The 17,616-nt window shown below is 39.3% G+C and carries 14 protein-coding genes; 5 read left to right on the forward strand and 9 right to left on the reverse strand.

Annotated elements, in window-relative coordinates; translation table 11 throughout:
• Positions 1-358: 358 nt before the first annotated feature.
• A complete protein-coding gene (locus D8991_RS02510; RefSeq protein WP_120489674.1) occupies positions 359-2,878 on the reverse strand; it encodes a TonB-dependent receptor domain-containing protein in 2,520 nt (839 codons plus the stop codon).
• 92 nt (positions 2,879-2,970) lie between these two features.
• On the opposite strand from D8991_RS02510, the gene D8991_RS02515 reads away from it, so the two are divergent.
• Together D8991_RS02515 and D8991_RS02520 are read left to right on the forward strand one after the other, a co-directional pair.
• Positions 2,971-4,380, forward strand: a complete 1,410-nt coding sequence (locus D8991_RS02515) for an oligosaccharide flippase family protein (RefSeq protein ID WP_120488618.1) — start codon at positions 2,971-2,973, stop codon at positions 4,378-4,380.
• A 263-nt stretch (positions 4,381-4,643) separates the two neighbouring features.
• A complete protein-coding gene (locus D8991_RS02520) occupies positions 4,644-6,887 on the forward strand; it encodes a nitric-oxide reductase large subunit (protein ID WP_120488619.1) in 2,244 nt (747 codons plus the stop codon).
• A 330-nt stretch (positions 6,888-7,217) separates the two neighbouring features.
• Here the strand turns inward: D8991_RS02520 and D8991_RS02525 are convergent, their stop codons facing one another.
• From D8991_RS02525 to D8991_RS02550, 6 genes are all read right to left on the reverse strand, one after another.
• Entirely contained in the window at positions 7,218-8,144 is a 927-nt protein-coding gene (locus D8991_RS02525) for a malate dehydrogenase (protein WP_120488620.1), read from the reverse strand.
• An 84-nt stretch (positions 8,145-8,228) separates the two neighbouring features.
• Positions 8,229-8,870 (reverse strand): formyltransferase family protein, encoded by a 642-nt coding sequence (locus tag D8991_RS02530; RefSeq protein WP_120488621.1) that lies wholly within the window; start codon positions 8,868-8,870, stop codon positions 8,229-8,231.
• 6 nt (positions 8,871-8,876) lie between these two features.
• Positions 8,877-9,581: a WbqC family protein gene (locus D8991_RS02535; protein ID WP_120488622.1), complete on the reverse strand. Its 705-nt coding sequence runs from the start codon at positions 9,579-9,581 to the stop codon at positions 8,877-8,879.
• A 5-nt stretch (positions 9,582-9,586) separates the two neighbouring features.
• Entirely contained in the window at positions 9,587-10,669 is a 1,083-nt protein-coding gene (locus D8991_RS02540) for a DegT/DnrJ/EryC1/StrS family aminotransferase (protein ID WP_120488623.1), read from the reverse strand.
• Positions 10,666-11,223 (reverse strand): glycosyltransferase, encoded by a 558-nt coding sequence (locus D8991_RS02545; protein ID WP_120488624.1) that lies wholly within the window; start codon positions 11,221-11,223, stop codon positions 10,666-10,668. The genes D8991_RS02540 and D8991_RS02545 overlap by 4 nt, the downstream gene beginning before the upstream one ends.
• Entirely contained in the window at positions 11,204-11,743 is a 540-nt protein-coding gene (locus tag D8991_RS02550; RefSeq protein ID WP_120488625.1) for a hypothetical protein, read from the reverse strand. The genes D8991_RS02545 and D8991_RS02550 overlap by 20 nt, the downstream gene beginning before the upstream one ends.
• Positions 11,744-12,020: 277 nt before the next feature.
• On the opposite strand from D8991_RS02550, the gene D8991_RS02555 reads away from it, so the two are divergent.
• Positions 12,021-12,344 carry a hypothetical protein gene (locus D8991_RS02555; protein WP_160223789.1) on the forward strand — a complete coding sequence of 108 codons (324 nt, stop codon included), beginning with the start codon at positions 12,021-12,023 and terminating at the stop codon, positions 12,342-12,344.
• 167 nt (positions 12,345-12,511) lie between these two features.
• Here the strand turns inward: D8991_RS02555 and D8991_RS02560 are convergent, their stop codons facing one another.
• Positions 12,512-12,862 (reverse strand): hypothetical protein, encoded by a 351-nt coding sequence (locus D8991_RS02560; RefSeq protein ID WP_160223788.1) that lies wholly within the window; start codon positions 12,860-12,862, stop codon positions 12,512-12,514.
• Between the two features lie 328 nt (positions 12,863-13,190).
• On the reverse strand, positions 13,191-13,517 hold the full coding sequence (locus D8991_RS02565) for a T9SS type A sorting domain-containing protein (RefSeq protein ID WP_120488628.1): 327 nt from the start codon (positions 13,515-13,517) through the stop codon (positions 13,191-13,193).
• Positions 13,518-13,635: 118 nt separating this feature from the next.
• Between D8991_RS02565 and hemB the strand changes: the two genes are divergently transcribed.
• Together hemB and D8991_RS02575 are read left to right on the forward strand one after the other, a co-directional pair.
• Positions 13,636-14,628 (forward strand): porphobilinogen synthase, encoded by a 993-nt coding sequence (gene hemB, locus D8991_RS02570; protein WP_120488629.1) that lies wholly within the window; start codon positions 13,636-13,638, stop codon positions 14,626-14,628.
• Positions 14,629-14,837: 209 nt separating this feature from the next.
• On the forward strand, positions 14,838-17,609 hold the full coding sequence (locus D8991_RS02575; RefSeq protein WP_120488630.1) for a 2-oxoglutarate dehydrogenase E1 component: 2,772 nt from the start codon (positions 14,838-14,840) through the stop codon (positions 17,607-17,609).
• Positions 17,610-17,616: the final 7 nt, after the last annotated feature.

Below are 17,616 nucleotides of genomic sequence, written 5' to 3' on the forward strand. Positions count from 1 at the left end.
TTAAGCAAAAGGCAGCAGGCTTCAATAATATTACTCCATTAACAAAACAAACTCCTTCTTCTGAAAAGGAGGAGTTTTTTAGTGTAATAATACCATAGCCTACCCTTAGCACAGCTGCCAGCTGACGGACTTAGCCACAGTGTGGCAGGCAATTATCCTATTCCCCTATGGGGATTTTAACATTTGGTACTAAACTGCCCTGTCCCGATATCGGAATTTTAACATTTACTACTATTTTGTCCTGTCGTCATATGACGACGGCACAGTTTTCTGCCAAACTGTCCTGTCGGGGTACCAATCAGCTTTTAGCTGATAGCTGCTGGCTAATAGCTATTAGCCAAAAGCCATCAGCTACCTGCTACATTGTCTCTCGTTGTTCGTCTTCGTTATTGTTTTCGTGAGGGTGGGATTGTCTTCTCTTCGGTTGGTCGATTTTCTCTCCTTGCTTAAAGCGATAGGAAAGAGAGAGAGTAAAGGTGCGAGGCTGGAACTGCATATATCCGTAGCGCTCGAAGCTGTCGCCATAGCTGTACTTCCTCATCGCACGCGTATTGAAGATGTCTTGTATATTAAATGATAGCGTACCATTGCCTTTCCAGAGGGTTTTATTCGCTCCGAAATTGATGGAGTATTCATCTTTATTTCTGCTGGATTCGGTTTTCTTCCCACCCTTGAACATCCCTTGCACTTGTATGCTTAGGGTTTTATCAATCTTGAAAGTACTCGTGAGCCTCCCCTTACCCGAAAAGCCATTTCCCTCAAAGGAGAGGGGCTTGTCCATAAGGCTGGCATCGTAGAAGCTCCCTGTGGTTTTGTAGAGGTAGAGGTCCATATTCCCCATTATCCTCCACCAAGAGAATATATCGGCAGTGGCATTGATATCTATCCCGAGTTTTTCCTTCGTCCCAATATTATAAGGCTTGGAGCGGAGTACATCTGAGGTAGGGCTTTCGCGGAGGGTAACCATTTGGGTTTCTCCCTCGTCTTTTTTGTAGTAGAGGGTAGGGTTTATGGTGAGCTTCCCTTTTTGGATGGCATACCCGAGCTCGAGCTGATGAGAGAATTCAGGGTTGAGGTCAAGGTTTCCTTCAAAAATATTCCTGTCGTCATTCAGGTTGAATGAATTGAATGGAACGAGGAAGAAGGAGCGCGGCCGTTTTATCCTTCGGGAATAGTTGAGCAGGAGCTGATTTTTATTGCTTCCGCCGATATCATAGCTCAGGAAAGCGCTTGGGAATAGGTCTGTGTAGCTCTTGCTCATAGCGGTATTGCCCAGCGTAGGGTTGCTAAATGAGATGTCTATACTCGTGTTCTCTACCCGTAGCCCAAGCTGATAGCCGAATCGGTTAAATTTAGACTTAAACTGAGTGTAGAAGGAGTTAAACATCTCCGTATAATTCGTCTGGCTAGTGAAATTATCCACTATGCTGAAATTGATATCATCGGTAGATTTGAGCACCTTGTAGTCGTAGTCATTCGAATTTCTATCAAAACGATAGCCTGCTTCTAATCGAGACACCTCACCGATGGGGAGTTCATAATCTATCTTGCCCAAGAGTGTCCTATTGGTCGTGTTCTGATCTACCAAATTGCGGGATACGAATGCAGAATTTACCGTTTCCTTGATGTTATTCTTATCCTCATTCTCATTTTTTTGAATGCTGAAAGATGCCGAGAGGTTGTGCCCTTTGGTATTAAACTTATGGTCTATGCCGAAATCTCCTTGCATAGAAGTTCCCTTACCATTGGAAAGGCTTAATCTATTGCTGTATGAGGAGGAAAGGCTGGTGAGTTTTTCATAATCTACCGAGTCTCTTCCCTCGTTGTTCATATGGCGGAGGAGCCCACTAAGGTTGATGGAGGTTTTATCGGTAATATCAAGGGTAAAGCCTGTATTGAGGTTATAGTTCTTCCCATCATTTCTGTTATCAGTGGTCTGGTTGAGGGTAGAAGTGGTGATGTTATGAGCATCAAAGTAGCGGGTATTGTTCTCTCGGGTATGCTCTCTACGGCTTTGCCCACCGCCACCGTTCAGGTACCATATAAAGTTGCCTTGTTTCCAGCTCAGGTTGGTATTGAGCCTACTCATCGGCAGGTAGCCCAAAGCGCCTTCTACACTTCCATTGAAGCCCTTAGATTTTGATTTTTTAAGGATAATGTTCAAGATACCTGCCGTACCACTTGCTTCAAACTTGGAAGAAGGATTGGTGATGACTTCAATTCGCTCAATCTGGTCTGCGGGAATTGCTTGCAAGGCATTAGAGCCACTGTCTATCCCGAGTAGAGCAGAGGGTTTTCCATTGATGAGGAAGGTTACATTGGAGTTGCCCCTCATAGATACGGTGCCGTCTATATCTACATCTACTGAAGGTACATTAGAAAGCACATCTTGGAGGTTCCCTCCTTTACTGAGTACATCGGTGGAGGGGTCGTATACTTTTTTATCGAGCTCTACTTTATAGGCTTTATTAGAAGAAGCTACGATGGTAACCCCCTCAATATTCTTTGTGGAAGATAGAGTAGCGCTTTCCTCTTTCTGAATCTTGAAATTTCCATTGGTGCTTTGCAGGGAGAAAGCTCTTTGGGTTATATATTTCTTATAATCTATGGCTTCTATGCTGATAGAATATTCACCAGAAGGTAGGCTAATGCTGTATTTACCGTTTTCATCGGTGAGGATGGCATCTCTCACACTGCTGTCGGTCTTATGATGAAAGCTCACCGATGCGTAAGCCACTCCTTGATTGTTCTGATTGGTTACTTGCCCACTAATATTGAGCTTTTCCTGTGCAAAAGAAAAGCTCGCAGCACTCATCGCTACGGCTATTGGCAGGGCTCTTTTCCTGATAATGGTGGATATTTCTATATTCTTTATCATAGATGAAATCGTTTTCGTAGCATTAGACTTGGGTTTGCTACCAAAGTTAAAGCATTGACCTTTCGGAATGCAGTTTTTTTTATCTTTGCTCAATGAAAAAACTGCTTAGCGAGACCATTATTTATGGTATAGGGGCTATTCTCCCGAGGATTATCACCTTTGCTCTAAATCCTTTCTATATTCATTTTATTAATAAGGAAGAATTTGCACAATTTACCAACCTTTATGCGTGGATTTCCTTTGTGAATATCCTTCTTACCTTTGGTTTTGAGACTTCTTTTTTCAGATATTCTGCCGAAAAGGGCAATGAAACCCGAGTATTTAATACCTCTTTTTGGTTTCTGTTTGCGAGTTCGGGTTTGTTTCTTTTCCTTGTGCTGCTCTTTAATCAGCCTCTTGCCGATGTACTCCAATACTCCGCCACTCCAGAATATATAAAATGGTTTGCGTGGATTGCTTTCTTTGATACGATATGCGTAATCCCCTTTGCTTACCTCAGATTTAAGGGTATGCCCGTGAAGTATTCTGCTGTGCGGGTGCTTTCTATATTAGTGCAGACATTGAGTGTTATTGCGCTTTTTGTCTTTATCCCCAAAGAGGTTTCTCAGAGTTTTGGGCTTACCAAGCAGGTCTCCTTTCCTTTCTTTGCCAATGTTATTGGGAGTTTTGCTTCTGTACTGCTTCTTACTCCCGTTCTGATAAAGGTAAGAGCAGAATTCTCCCTATTGCTCTTCCGAAAAATGTTTGCCTATTCCTATCCCGTAATGTTTGCAGGACTGGCGTTTATGGTAAATGAGAATTTTGATAAGACGATTCAATACTACATCATCCCCGAAGGAGATGCGGGTGCCTACGGAGGTTGCTATAAACTCGCTGTGCTGATGACCCTCTTCGTAACTGCCTACCGAATGGGAGTAGAACCTTTCTTCTTTAAGCAGATGGGTGATAAAAATGCACCGCAAACCTATGCTAAGGTTACAGAATTCTTCACCTTTTTTGCTGCGATTTCGGCTATGGGGATTATTGCGAATATCAGCTGGCTGAAGCGCCTCTTCATTACCGATAAAGATTATTGGACGGCGATAGACATCGTACCTGTCATTACAATTGCGAACCTCTGTTTTGGGGTTTATTATAACTTCTCTACTTGGTATAAAGTAACCGACCGCACGGGGATTGGGACTCTAATCTCTTGGATGGGCGCATTTCTCACCATTGTTTTAAACCTTATCTTCTTAAAAGAATACGGTTTTATGGTTTCCGCTTGGGTTACCCTTATCGCTTATTTCGTAATGATGGTTATTTCCTATTTCCTCGGTCAGAAATACTATCCCATCCCTTACCGAATAGGGAAGATAATGATTGTATTTGCTCTTTTGGGGCTCTTTACTTACCTCAGCGTTTCCGTATTTGATTATAATGTCTGGGTGGGCAATGCTTTCTTCCTTATTCTTATAGTTTATATTGTTGTGAGCAATAGACTTTATGCAGTAAATAGATAGCTCCCACGGGTACAAGTCTTAGTTCTCATCTTGTAAATTGCTGTATTCATAATCTGCAAGGGGATTTTTTGCGTTATTTTTATTTGGATGCTTTATATTTTACTGTAATAATATTAAAACTGACTTTAATCATAATAAGGGATATTGACCTCTTTTAATTTTGCTAGCAAATCTAAATACGATAATGCTATACCAATTATGGTGCATTATATTATTTAGATGGGTGTCTTTTTTCAAATATTAATAAATAAATCTAATTTTTTATGACAGCAAAGAAATTATGGATGTGGTTAGCCATTACGGTACTCGCGTCCTTTATGGTTTTGATTTTTTATGGAGTAGAAATTTACCGAACCGCTCCTCCTTTTCCCTCAAAAATTGTAACTACTGATGGCGAAGTTCTCTATGAAGGGCAAGACATTAAAGATGGGCAGAATGTCTGGCAATCTATAGGGGGGCAAACCGTAGGAAGTATATGGGGACACGGTGCTTATATAGCCCCGGATTGGACGGCAGATTACTTACACCGTGAATCACTCCTCCTCCTTGAAGAATTAACAAAAAAAGACGGTAAGACCTACAAAGACTTACCAGAAGAAGAGCAGGCAAAATATCGTACCCTGCTACAAAAGGAACTTCGTACGAATACTTTTGATGAAGAAACAGGCATCATTACTTACTCTCCTGAAAGGGCAAAAGTAGCAAAAGAAGTAGGAGAATACTACACGAAACTCTTTATGGGAGACCCTTCTCTGAAGAGTACAAGACTGAGCTATGCTATTCAGGATAAAGCGATAAAAGACCCTCAGCGTATGGAGCAAATGAATGCTTTTTTTGCGTGGAGTACCTGGGTGTGCATTACCAATAGACCTAATGATGATGTTACCTATACGAATAACTGGCCTCACGACCCTCTCGTTGGCAATACTCCACCTACATCGCTGCATATGTGGTCTGGTTTCAGTGTGCTGATGCTTCTTACCTTCGTGGGGATACTGGTTTTCCACCACGCACGCTCTAATGAAGACGATGAAAATGAAAATTTACCATTGGAAGACCCAATGCGTAATATGAAACCTACCTCCTCTATGAAGGCTACACTTAAATATATATGGGTAGTTTCTCTTCTCATCCTCGTTCAGATGCTTGTAGGGGTTATTACAGCGCATTATGGGGTAGAAGGCGAAGGCTTTTTTGGTATTCCGCTGGATGATGTACTCCCTCAGGCAGTCTCCCGAAGCTGGCATGTACAGCTGGCAATATTCTGGATTGCTACTTCCTGGCTTGCTACGGGCTTATATATTGCTCCTGCGGTATCAGGAGTAGAGCCGAAGTATCAAACTCTTGGTGTGAATGTACTCTTTGGAGCATTGCTTATCGTAGTATTTGGTTCCCTTGCAGGGCAGTGGTTGGGAGTAATGCAAAAGCTCGGGCTGGTAGAAAACTTCTATTTCGGGCATCAAGGGTATGAATATATAGAGCTCGGGCGTCTTTGGCAGATATTACTCTTAGTTGGTCTATTCCTCTGGCTGTTTCTTATGGTGCGTGCGCTATTGCCAGCCCTCCGAAGAAAGGATGAGAACAGGCATATGCTCATTCTTTTCGTTATAGCATCAGTAGCTATTGCAGCATTCTATGGTGCAGGGCTTATGTATGGCAGGCAGACCCATATGGCAATTGCTGAATATTGGAGATGGTGGGTGGTTCACCTTTGGGTAGAAGGCTTCTTCGAGGTATTTGCTACCGTTGTTGCAGCATTTCTTTTCTCTCGTCTGGGGCTATTGCGTATCAAGACGGCGAGCCTATCCGTACTGTTCTCTACTATTGTTTTCCTTGCTGGGGGTATATTAGGAACTTTCCACCACTTGTATTTTAGTGCTACGCCTACAGCAGTCCTTGCTTTGGGGGCTACTTTCAGTGCTTTGGAAATCGTTCCGCTGGTTCTTATCGGTATAGAGGCGTATCATAACTATAAACTCTCAAAATCTACCAAATGGATTATCGCTTATAAATGGCCGATTTACTGTTTCATTGCAATGTGCTTCTGGAACTTTTTAGGTGCAGGTATTTTTGGCTTTGCGATAAACCCGCCAATTGCGCTCTATTATATACAAGGGCTTAATACAACAGCTGTGCACGGGCATACCGCGCTATTTGGGGTGTATGGTATTCTCGGGATAGGGCTCATAATGTTTGTCCTCAGGGGGCTTTATCCTGACAGGCATTGGAATAATAAACTTATCTCTTGGGCATTCTGGCTTATTAATATCGGGCTTTTGGTAATGGTAACCGTGAGTATCCTTCCGATAGGGATAATGCAAGCTGTAGAGTCCATTACGAATGCCTATTGGTCGGCTCGTTCGGTAGAATTTATGCAAACCGAGCAAATGCAGTTCCTCAGATGGCTTCGTATACCGGGTGATGTTCTTCTTGCGGTGGGCGAGCTTCTCCTCGTGTATTTCATCATAGGGCTTAAAACGGGTTGGTCACTAAAAGATGAACGATAATAGGTTTTTCACCTTTTTTTAATTTACTTACAAAAGGAAGCAGAGGTATTTACTACCTCTGCTTTTTTATGTAGCAGGTGAGTTTAGGTAGTTATCTACTCTCGTAGCGGGTGCTTGCACCCCAGCTGATAGGGCTTTTAGTTTAAATAATGATTACCTACCTCCCCCTCTGCTAAGGGCTTCCCGTAGGGGGATGGGATAAAAAGCTACTTTGCGAAGCAGTAGGTATTTCACGCGAGTGGGTATTAAGATGAAAAAAACGGTAGAGAAAGCGAAAAGCTTCTCTACCGTCAGAATCTAATCCTAAAAAATATAATATGAAAAAATATTTTAAAGTTTTAAGTCTCCATTTACGGTTCTTACGGCGTCTGCAGAGGTTGCAAATTTAGCTTTCTCGGCATCGGTAAGAGGGATTTCAACTATTTTTTCAGCACCATTGGCTCCGATAATGGCTGGTACACCGAGGCAGATATCTTTTTGACCATACTCACCATCGAGGAGGAGGGAGCAAGGAATCATTTTCTTCTGATCACAGAGGATGGATTGTACCAATACGGATACTGCTGCTCCTGGTGCATACCACGCGGAGGTACCGAGCAATTTGGTAAGGGTAGCTCCACCTACTTTTGTTTCTTCTATTACATAATTCTGTTTTTCCTCGTTTAGGAATTCGGTTACGGGAACACCGCATCTTGTTGCCTTGCTGATGAGCGGAAGCATCCCTGTATCGGAATGCGCAGCGATGACCATACCGTCTATATCCGAAATCGGAGCGTCTAATGCTTCGGCAAGTCTGTATTTAAAGCGAGCGGAATCTAATGCCCCACCCATACCGATGATTCTATTTTTAGGGAGCCCCGAAGTTTTGTGTACGAGGTAGGTCATTGTATCCATAGGGTTAGAAACAACGATGATGATGACCTCAGGTGAGTGCTTGATGAGGTTAGCTGCTACTTCTTTTACGATACCTGCATTGATACCGATGAGCTCTTCCCTCGTCATACCTGGTTTTCTTGGGATACCAGAGGTAATAACGGCTACTTTGGAGCCTGCTGTTTTGGAATAATCTCCCGTAGTACCTGTAATTTTGGTATCAAAACCATTGAGTGAAGCGGTTTGCATTAAGTCCATAGCTTTACCTTCGGCAAAGCCTTCTTTGATGTCTACTAATACAACTTCGGAGGCGAAGTTTTTCATTGCGATGTACTCTGCGCAGCTTGCTCCTACGGCACCTGCACCTACTACTGTTACTTTCATTGGATTTACTGTTTTAAGTGGTTAATAATTATATCCCCAAAGTTAAGAATAAATAGCGGGTGAGACAATAAAAACTAAGGTTATTTACTCTGGAAAGAAAACAACGCTATCGTAATTATAGTTTTTTAGAGTGACTTTCCCGTTATTTATTATGAGGGTGTTATTTATCAGGCTATCTAGGATTTTATTAAACATAGGGACTTGCAGGTTTAGAAGTCCATCATAGCCATATTTTTCAAAAAACTGATAGGAAACTATATTTTGCATAATGATACTTCCTGTATCTACTCCCTCATCTATAAAGTGGGCGGTATTTCCAAGAACTTTTGCACCTGCATTGATGGCTTGGTCTATTGCCATAAGCCCAGGGAACATAGGGAGTATAGAAGGGTGGAAGTTGATAATTCTATTCTCGTAGTCTTTTAGCAATTGTCCCTCTAAAATATGGTCTCCAAAGCAGAAGCAGTAGTCAATATTGTTTTCTTTGAAGAGAGAATTGAGTTTGTCTGATAACACTTTATTTCTCTGTTTTCTTTCTGGGGATAGGGTTTTGTAGTCAAAACTGACCATTTTTATATCGTGTTTGGATAATAGCTGATGTAAGTCTTCATTTTTGAGATTATCACAAACAACAATTTTAATGAGTTTAAGGGTAGATGGGGAGGCTTCTTCTAATATCTTTCTTAATCTACCTGCTCTTCCAGATACATAAAATGAAATATTCATAGTCTTTTATATTAATTCGTATTTATCCAGCATTTTCTTTATATCGCTTGGGTTATTAAACATCAAAACATCTATAATAGATAGCCAAGGTGTAAATTCTTCATTAAATTGTTTGTATGGTGTGGAGATGGGTTTTATAAATTGTAGGTTAATGCCCTTTTCTTTGAAGTAATCTTTATTGTAGAGCTCGGTACCTCCTATTGGATTGATATAATTGTTTGAATTTAACCGCTGAGTGATTTCTATAAGCCTGTCTGCTCTTTCCAGAGATTTTGTTTCTGGGAAGTCCTTGGAGGAGAATAGAAACTTTTTATCTATTCCTAAATACTTGCAAACTTCTATTATACTCTGCGCAGCTAATTCAGATATAAAGGTGTATCGATTCTCTGTAAGTACATGAGTTATTAGTGGATATACTTTATCAAAGTAAGGAGCTTTCTTATAGTTTTGCTCAATGCTTTTTAATAGTTTATTTATTGTTTTGGGGGTATTCAAAATTTTAGTTTCGTTAATAAGTGTATAAGAGCTGATATTTTCCAGAGGAATTGTAAAATAATTTTCTTTACCGTTTATTAGAATTTTATTTCTATTAATCCACCCACTTTTTATAAAGTTGACATCGTCATAAAAAATAAAAATATCAGTAGAATTAATGAGTTGGAAATATCCTATATATGGGAATATATAGGGTTGCATAATAGCGACTTTCATAATTATTAATTGTTTTGAATTCTAAGCATTAGTCTTGAGATATAGTCTATTTCTTCCTCTGTTAAATCAAAGTAGAGAGGTAGGCAGAGGACTCTTCGGGAGATGTCTTCGGTGATGGGTAGCTCGAGTTTTGGGAGATAGGGCAGGGAAGATGCCAAGCTCGGGTAGAAATATCTACGGGTGAAGATTTCGCAGGTATCAAGTTCCTTTTTTATTTTGAGTAGAAGCTCTTCCGATTCTAATAGGATGGGGTAGTAGGCGTAGTTTTCAGTTGCCTCCTTATGCCATTTGATTTTGGTTGCTTTAAGGTTTTTTAGCTTGTCATCATAGCATTGGGAGAGGGCTTTTCGTTTGTTATGGATAGCTTCTGTATATTTTAAATTGGCAAGTCCCATAGCTGCGTGGAACTCGGAGTTCTTACCATTTAGCCCCAATTCTGAGAAAGAATCAAAGCCTGAAATCCCAAAATTACGGATATATGCCAGTTTCTTTAAGAGTTCTGAGTCTTTTGTAACGACTAAACCACCCTCTACCGAATGATAAAGTTTAGTAGAATGGAGTGAGCAGGTAGAGATATCTCCATATTCAAAAATAGATTTTCCATTTACCTTTACTCCGAAAGCGTGAGCCGCATCGTAGATAACTTTCAGATGGTGCTTTTTAGCAATAGCTTCTATCTTCACTACATCGCAAGGGTTTCCATAGACATGGGTAGCGAGGATGGCCTCTGTATTTTCTGTGATGGCAGCTTCTATTTTATCGGCATCTATGCAGAGGGATTGTGGGCAGATATCCACAAAAACGGGCGTACATCCTTCCCAAACGATGCTGCTTGTCGTTGCTACGAAAGAGAAAGGCGTAGTGATGACCTCACCTGTAATGTTGAGTGCCTTTATTGCCATTTGGATGGCTACCGTACCATTGGTTACAAATAGCAGATGGCTTAGGTTGAGGTAATCTTTCAGTTCCATTTCCAGTTGGCTGGCGAGCGGCCCCATATTGGTGAGCCATTGGCGCATCCAGATGCCATCAAGGTATTTTGTATATTCTTCTTTCGGAGGTAAAAAAGGTTTTGTAACGGGTATCATTGGTTTAAAAAATCTTTTAGGTTATGTATTAAAATTTCATTACTAAATAAACGAAGGAAATCTTGCTTTATATTGCTGGAGAATTTCTTTAATAAAGCTCTATCATTATAGAGTTTGATGATAGCTTGTTTTAGTTCTCCTTTATCTCTATTGATAAACAATCCGTTTTTACCATCATTGATAACGGAATTAGGAAAGCCTATTTTAGTTGATATACTTGGGACTTTACATAAGGAGGCTTCGGCAAATAGAGAGGGACCAGTATCTGCTGAGGAAGCGATTACTACTAAATCTACATCGGTGTAGAAGGTTAATAAATCATCATAGCTACCAGAGAATTTTGTTTTAAGTTTTATATTAAAGCCATCATCTTGGAGTTCTTTTATAGCGGGTTCTATTATACTTCGGAAGCCTTTCATTTCTCTGTCAGGAGTACCTGTCCAGCCAATAGTGAGATATTCATTATCTCCTATATTATTATTCTCTACAAATTTATCGGCTTTGTATATGGCATTTGATAGAGCAATAGGAAAATTAAATTTTTTTATAGTCATTGTATAGATTATAACTCCCTGCAATTAGTCCATTATAGTGACTGATATATCTTTTAAAAAAATCCTCTCTATTTAGAGTTTTAAGGTCTACATTATTTTTGAAGTCGTAAGATGGTCCTTCGTGAGGGTAGCAATCTGTAAATAAGCCTACATACTTCTTATCTGCTGTAAAGGGGAATTCTGCTGTATATTGGAAATAATAAGCTAATTCAATAGTAATGTCAAAATGTGTAAGACTCACTTTCTTTCCAGAGAATACTTCATATACTGGAACTTCCTTATATACAGGATAAGAATACTTTCTTGATGAATGAATCTTATACTTTACCGGAGAAGATTTTAATTGGCTAAATTTATTTTTGAGTATATCTATAAGACTAAATTTTTTAGCTCTAATAGAGTAATCTTTTGTAAAAGCTATGTAACAATTGTATTCTGATAATAATTCTGTCCAAACTTTTATGATGTTGTGATAAGCCCAATCAGGTTTATCTGCTATAAATAAGATAGACTTTTTCATTAATGTAAATAAATATTAGCAAAACTAAGGATAAATTATGGCTAAGACCAAAAGGAAGTCTCATACTCTTCTTATTTAATAACTTAATAAAAAAATCATAAGATAGTCTTAATTTCATATAGAGAATATAATTCAACTACTTAGAAGTAATACTCTTTTGTGGTACAGATTATAATTATTCCCATTATAAAAGCCTCATTTAAATGAGGGATTTTGCTGGACTGATATAAATACAACTTTTCTAAAATACCGTTTAAAGTTAAAAACAATAAATGATGTGAAAAGTATGAGTTTATATTCTTTAATGGATAATATCCTCACATTCTTTATAGTTTATTTAATAAATTCTTGTTTTACAAGTTTTTATGTTAACGATTTTATTAACAATACACAAACTTTTCAAATAAATAATGCTAGACAATTACCTATTATCATACCAACTGATGACCAATTAAAATCATTTAAAGAATTGTTCAATAATGCTTTAAGTACGAAGAAACAACAATTTAATAACTTGATTTCAGAAAGGGAATTAGAGATTCAACTTTCTGAAATACAAAAAGCTTTGGATAAAATGGTAAATGCTTTATATACTATATAGGGAGCTTACTAAATCATCTACTTGAATTTAGATCCTATTTAGTTAAATATCAACATCTTCAATGGATAACAAGTGATCGAACTGTTTCATTTCAAATACTGCCTTATCCTAATATTATATTCCTACTGTAAAGGTTTCTATTTATGGATATTGATAGATGATGAGATTTAAAAATAGAGATCAATATTCTTCCATTCATAATGTTTATGAAATTTATATTTACCATTGTCTTTATTTTTTCTATAAATATTAAATATTGGGGAATTTGCTTTTTTAGATATAGAATCTCCAATGATTAATGTGTCTCCACTTGTTGAGGATGTAGTGATACAATACCTGTCTGTATAATAAAATTGTAAAGATTTATTAGCATAGTTATATACTCTAATAATTTTTGTATTTACAGCATTGTCTACGAAGTATTTACTATTACAATAAACAGAGTGATAATAGTAGTATCCAAAACCAAAGATTCCTATTATCATTGGTAATAGTCTATAGATGTCTGTTTTTTTCATAAAATCAAAATTCGGTATTGTTTATTTAGTATATCTATTAGAAATGTTAAAATTTATAATTTATTATAAATCACACAATGATAAAAAATGTAAAATTCGTATAATGTATATGTATAACAATACTATATATTATTATAAAGCACAAGAGCTATAAAAGATTAAAAACAAGACCATTTGCAAATGGACATACACAATGTACAAATACACAAAATATGACAGAACAGAATGGTCTTAGCTTATACAAATTTTTAGTAATTTAGCTAGAACTCCTAAGTAAAAAAACTTCCTTAGAAAAAGTTCCAAGGAAATTTTTTTAATCAATAATATTTTACTGTTTTATAATCTGCATTACTTTCTGTGTGTTATCGCTCAGAGTGTATCTCAGCAGGTATTTGCCGGATTTCATTTTATCGAGTTGTAGCTCAGTGTATGGGGAATTTATGCTGTATTCAGCTACCTGCATGCCGAGTATTGAGTAGAAAGTTACCGATTTTATTTTCTGATTTGGATTTTTAGTTTTTAGCATTATATAGTCTTTCGTAGGGTTGGGGTAAGCTATCAAGAGACCATCATCTCCCTTTACACCAAGTCCTTGCTGTGCAGAAGCAGACACTGAAAAAGTGAAAAGTATAATATAAGATAAATGTTTCAGCATATTGTGGTTTTGTATTTAATTTGGACAAAAGTATTTAAAATCAAATTAATCTGCAATAGATCTTAACTGAAAATCTATGATTAACTTTGCCACACTTTTACAAATACTATTCCAAAAAATGATTATACACTCTAGAAACCGCCGCCTCAGAATGCACCAGAGCCTCAGAAGCCTCGTGCAAGAGACCACCCTCACTACCAATGACTTTGTTATGCCCCTCTTCGTTATGGAGGGGCAGAATAAACAAGAGCCCATCCCCTCTATGCCCGGTATTTTCAGGCGAAGCATAGACCTCACCGTAAAAGAATGCCAAGAGCTCTACTCCTTAGGCATAAAAGCCGTCAATCTCTATATGAAAGTCCCAGAAAATCTAAAAGATAATACAGGCAAAGAGGCCTATAACCCCGATGGACTAATGCAAAACACCATTAAAGCCATAAAAAATGCCATCCCTCAGATGATTCTAATGCCAGATGTCGCGCTAGACCCATACTCCATCTATGGGCACGATGGTATTATTACTAATGGACAAGTAGATAACGATGCTACCAATGAAGCCCTCGCAAAAATGTCCGTTTCCCTCGCCCAATCTGGCGCCGATATCGTCGCTCCCAGCGATATGATGGATGGCAGAGTCGCCGTCATCCGCCAAGCCCTTGAGGAGAATGGCTTTCCCAATGTCGGCATCCTCAGTTATGCCGCAAAATACGCAAGTTCCTTCTACGGACCTTTCAGATCGGCATTAGACTCCGCCCCTAAGGCACATACTGAGATTCCAAAGGATAAAAAAACTTATCAAATGGATTTCCACAACTCCCGCGAAGCACTCAACGAAGTCTTTAAAGACATAGACGAAGGCGCAGACATCATTATGATTAAACCGGGGCTGCCCTACTTAGACATCGTCTCCAAAGTACGAGATGCGATAGACCTCCCCATCGCCGTCTATAATGTAAGCGGCGAATATGCAATGATAAAAGCCGCTGCGCAAAACGGCTGGCTCGATAATGATAAAGCCATCATAGAAAGTCTTACCTCCATCAAACGAGCGGGCGCCGATATCATTTTTACTTACGCCGCAAAAGAAGCCGCAATCCTCCTCAACTCCTAATTTCGAGTTTTGGTTATCTATATCGTAAGCTCTGGCATCTCCAAAAGCCAGAGTTTTTTATTAAAGCTAAGGAAAGAAATAAGTATAATTTGCAATTCTTCAATAGGTTAAGCCTTAGAAGAAAAATATTTTAATTATTTGGAGCAGAATACCTAAATTTTTCTAACTTTGTGCAACATCTAAATTAAGATTAATATAGACCAGAAATAATGGACAGATTTTCATTTTTGAACGCTGCACATTCGCAGTTTATTGAGGATTTATATCAGCAGTACAGAAAGTATCCAGACTCATTAGAGCCTTCGTGGAAAGCCTTTTTTCAAGGCTTTGATTTTGCTTTAGAAAACTATGGAGACGAAGAAAGCTACTCCCAAGCTCCCGTAAGTACCACTACCATCGTACAGCAGGTTTCAAACGCTTCCGCCAATGGAGAAATCCCAGAAGATATCCGCAGAGAGTTTAAAGTCATAGACCTTATCGAAGCATACAGAACCAGAGGCCACCTCTTCACAAAAACCAATCCCGTAAGAGAAAGAAGAAAATACGCCCCTACACTCGCTATTGAGAATTTTGGCTTATCAAATGCAGATTTAAACCGAAAATTTGACTGCGCTATTGAAATAGGACTTCCGGGTGCTGCCACACTCCAGCAAATTATTGATAGATTACAGACCATCTACTGCGATTCTATCGGTGTAGAGTATATGCACATTCATAGCATAGAAGAAAGAAACTTCGTCAAGGCTTTTCTTCAAGTGAATAATAACCACCCAAGCCTATCCGCAGATGAAAAGGTCAATATCCTTAGAAAACTCAACCAGGCTGTAGCTTTTGAGAACTATCTGAATACAAAATTCGTCGGTCAGAAAAGATTTTCATTAGAGGGTAATGAATCTCTCATCCCTGCCCTCGACCAGCTGATTTCTAAATCCGCACATTTAGGCGTAGAAGAGGTCGTTTTAGGTATGGCACACCGTGGTCGTCTCAGCGTGCTCTCCAATATCTTCGGGAAGTCCTACAAACAGATTTTCTCCGAGTTCGAAGGTAAGGAGTTTGAAGATGTTTTCTCCGGCGATGTTAAATATCACTTGGGCGCTACTCATACGACGAAGACTCCAGAGGGTAAAGAGGTTGTCATTAATCTCGTGCCGAATCCTTCCCACTTGGAGACCGTTGCTTCGCTCGTAGAGGGCATCAGCCGTTCGAAAATTGATAATACTTATCACGATTACCATAAAGTTCTCCCTATCGTTATCCACGGAGATGGCGCTATCGCAGGTCAGGGCATCGTATATGAAGTTGCCCAAATGATGACGCTCGATGGTTATAAAACAGGGGGTACTGTACATATCGTAGTGAATAACCAGGTGGCATTTACTACAAACTATCTCGACTCTCGTTCTTCCATATATAGTACAGATATCGCGAAAGTAACTTCATCGCCTGTCCTCCATATTAATGCGGATGATGTAGAAGCAGTAGTACACGCTCTCCATTTCGCTGCAGAATTCCGTGCAAAGTTTGGCAAAGATGTTTATATTGATCTTTTAGGATACAGAAAGTATGGGCACAATGAGGGAGACGAGCCGAGATTTACTCAGCCTCAGCTCTATAAAATTATCTCTAAACATCCAAACCCAAGAGAGATTTATAAAGCAGTTCTTAAATCCGAAGGCGTCCTTTCAGATGAAGTTCTCAAGCAAATGGAAGCAGAGTTTAAAGAACTCCTCGATAAAGACTTTGATGCTTCAAAAGAAATAGAAAAAAATAAAATGGACATCTTTATGAATGAGACCTGGAAATCTTATTCATACACCAAAGGAGAAATTCAAAAGCCCGTAAATACTCAGTACGACTTAGCTAAGCTAAAAGACTTGGCAGTGAAAATGTCTACCCTCCCTGCTGATAAAAAATTCCTCAGCAAAATTACCCGTCTCTTTGAGGCTCGCCTTAAAATGATAGATAATGATGCCATTGATTGGGCAATAGGGGAGTGGCTGGCTTACGCTACCTTACTTTCCGAAGGGCATAGCGTTAGAATCTCTGGCGAAGATGTCGAGCGAGGTACTTTCTCCCACAGACACGCTGTTCTTAAAACCGAAGATACAGAAGAAGAGTATTCTCCACTCAATCACATCTCTGATGCGAGGTTTGAAGCCTATAATTCCCTCCTCTCTGAGTACGGCGTACTCGGTTTTGATTACGGTTATGCTATGGCAAGTCCCAATAGGCTTACCATCTGGGAGGCACAGTTCGGGGATTTCGTCAATGGAGCTCAAATCGTGATAGACCAGTATTTAGTAGCTGCAGAAGAAAAATGGAAAATGCAGAACGGCTTGGTAATGCTCCTCCCTCACGGCTACGAAGGTCAGGGCGCCGAGCACTCTTCCGCAAGGTTAGAACGATTCCTCGGGCTTACTGCAAATGAGAACATCGTTGTGGCCAATTGTACTACACCTGCCAATTTCTTCCATATCCTGAGAAGACAGCTCAAGTGGAATTTTAGAAAACCATTGGTCGTAATGTCTCCGAAATCATTGCTCAGACATCCGAAAGCGGTTTCTTCATTAACTGAGTTGGCAAACGGACAGTTCCAACCGATTATAGATGATGCTACAGCAAATCCTTCAAAAGTGAAAAGGCTCGTCCTCTGCTCTGGTAAGCTATACTATGAGCTATTAGCAAAAAAAGAAGAATTAAAAGCAGAAAGTGTAGCATTGGTAAGATTGGAGCAGCTTTATCCTCTTCAAAATAATCAGTTGGAAGAAATTCTTAATAAATATTCAAAGAGAAAGGACCTCATCTGGGCACAGGAAGAGCCAGAGAATATGGGTGCGTGGGCTTATATCCTCCGTCACCTCAGAGATACAGGTATTCAGGTCATAGCACCTGCACCAAGTGGTTCGCCTGCTCCAGGTAGCCATAAAATGTTTGAGAAAAATCAACAAGGAGTAATCAATAGCGTATTTGGAATTAATTAGTAATAAA

Origin of the sequence: Bergeyella cardium (assembly GCF_003614945.1) — a bacterium.
In the GTDB taxonomy this organism is placed as follows: domain Bacteria; phylum Bacteroidota; class Bacteroidia; order Flavobacteriales; family Weeksellaceae; genus Bergeyella_A; species Bergeyella_A cardium.

Excerpts from the sequence above, each read along its gene's own strand:
- D8991_RS02510 (WP_120489674.1), bottom strand. The coding sequence starts at position 2,878 with ATGATAAAGAATATAGAAATATCCACCATTATCAGGAAAAGAGCCCTG.
- D8991_RS02515 (WP_120488618.1), top strand. The coding sequence starts at position 2,971 with ATGAAAAAACTGCTTAGCGAGACCATTATTTATGGTATAGGGGCTATT.
- D8991_RS02520 (WP_120488619.1), top strand. The coding sequence starts at position 4,644 with ATGACAGCAAAGAAATTATGGATGTGGTTAGCCATTACGGTACTCGCG.
- D8991_RS02525 (WP_120488620.1), bottom strand. The coding sequence starts at position 8,144 with ATGAAAGTAACAGTAGTAGGTGCAGGTGCCGTAGGAGCAAGCTGCGCA.
- D8991_RS02530 (WP_120488621.1), bottom strand. The coding sequence starts at position 8,870 with ATGAATATTTCATTTTATGTATCTGGAAGAGCAGGTAGATTAAGAAAG.
- D8991_RS02535 (WP_120488622.1), bottom strand. The coding sequence starts at position 9,581 with ATGAAAGTCGCTATTATGCAACCCTATATATTCCCATATATAGGATAT.
- D8991_RS02540 (WP_120488623.1), bottom strand. The coding sequence starts at position 10,669 with ATGATACCCGTTACAAAACCTTTTTTACCTCCGAAAGAAGAATATACA.
- D8991_RS02545 (WP_120488624.1), bottom strand. The coding sequence starts at position 11,223 with ATGACTATAAAAAAATTTAATTTTCCTATTGCTCTATCAAATGCCATA.
- D8991_RS02550 (WP_120488625.1), bottom strand. The coding sequence starts at position 11,743 with ATGAAAAAGTCTATCTTATTTATAGCAGATAAACCTGATTGGGCTTAT.
- D8991_RS02560 (WP_160223788.1), bottom strand. The coding sequence starts at position 12,862 with ATGAAAAAAACAGACATCTATAGACTATTACCAATGATAATAGGAATC.
- D8991_RS02565 (WP_120488628.1), bottom strand. The coding sequence starts at position 13,517 with ATGCTGAAACATTTATCTTATATTATACTTTTCACTTTTTCAGTGTCT.
- hemB (WP_120488629.1), top strand. The coding sequence starts at position 13,636 with ATGATTATACACTCTAGAAACCGCCGCCTCAGAATGCACCAGAGCCTC.
- D8991_RS02575 (WP_120488630.1), top strand. The coding sequence starts at position 14,838 with ATGGACAGATTTTCATTTTTGAACGCTGCACATTCGCAGTTTATTGAG.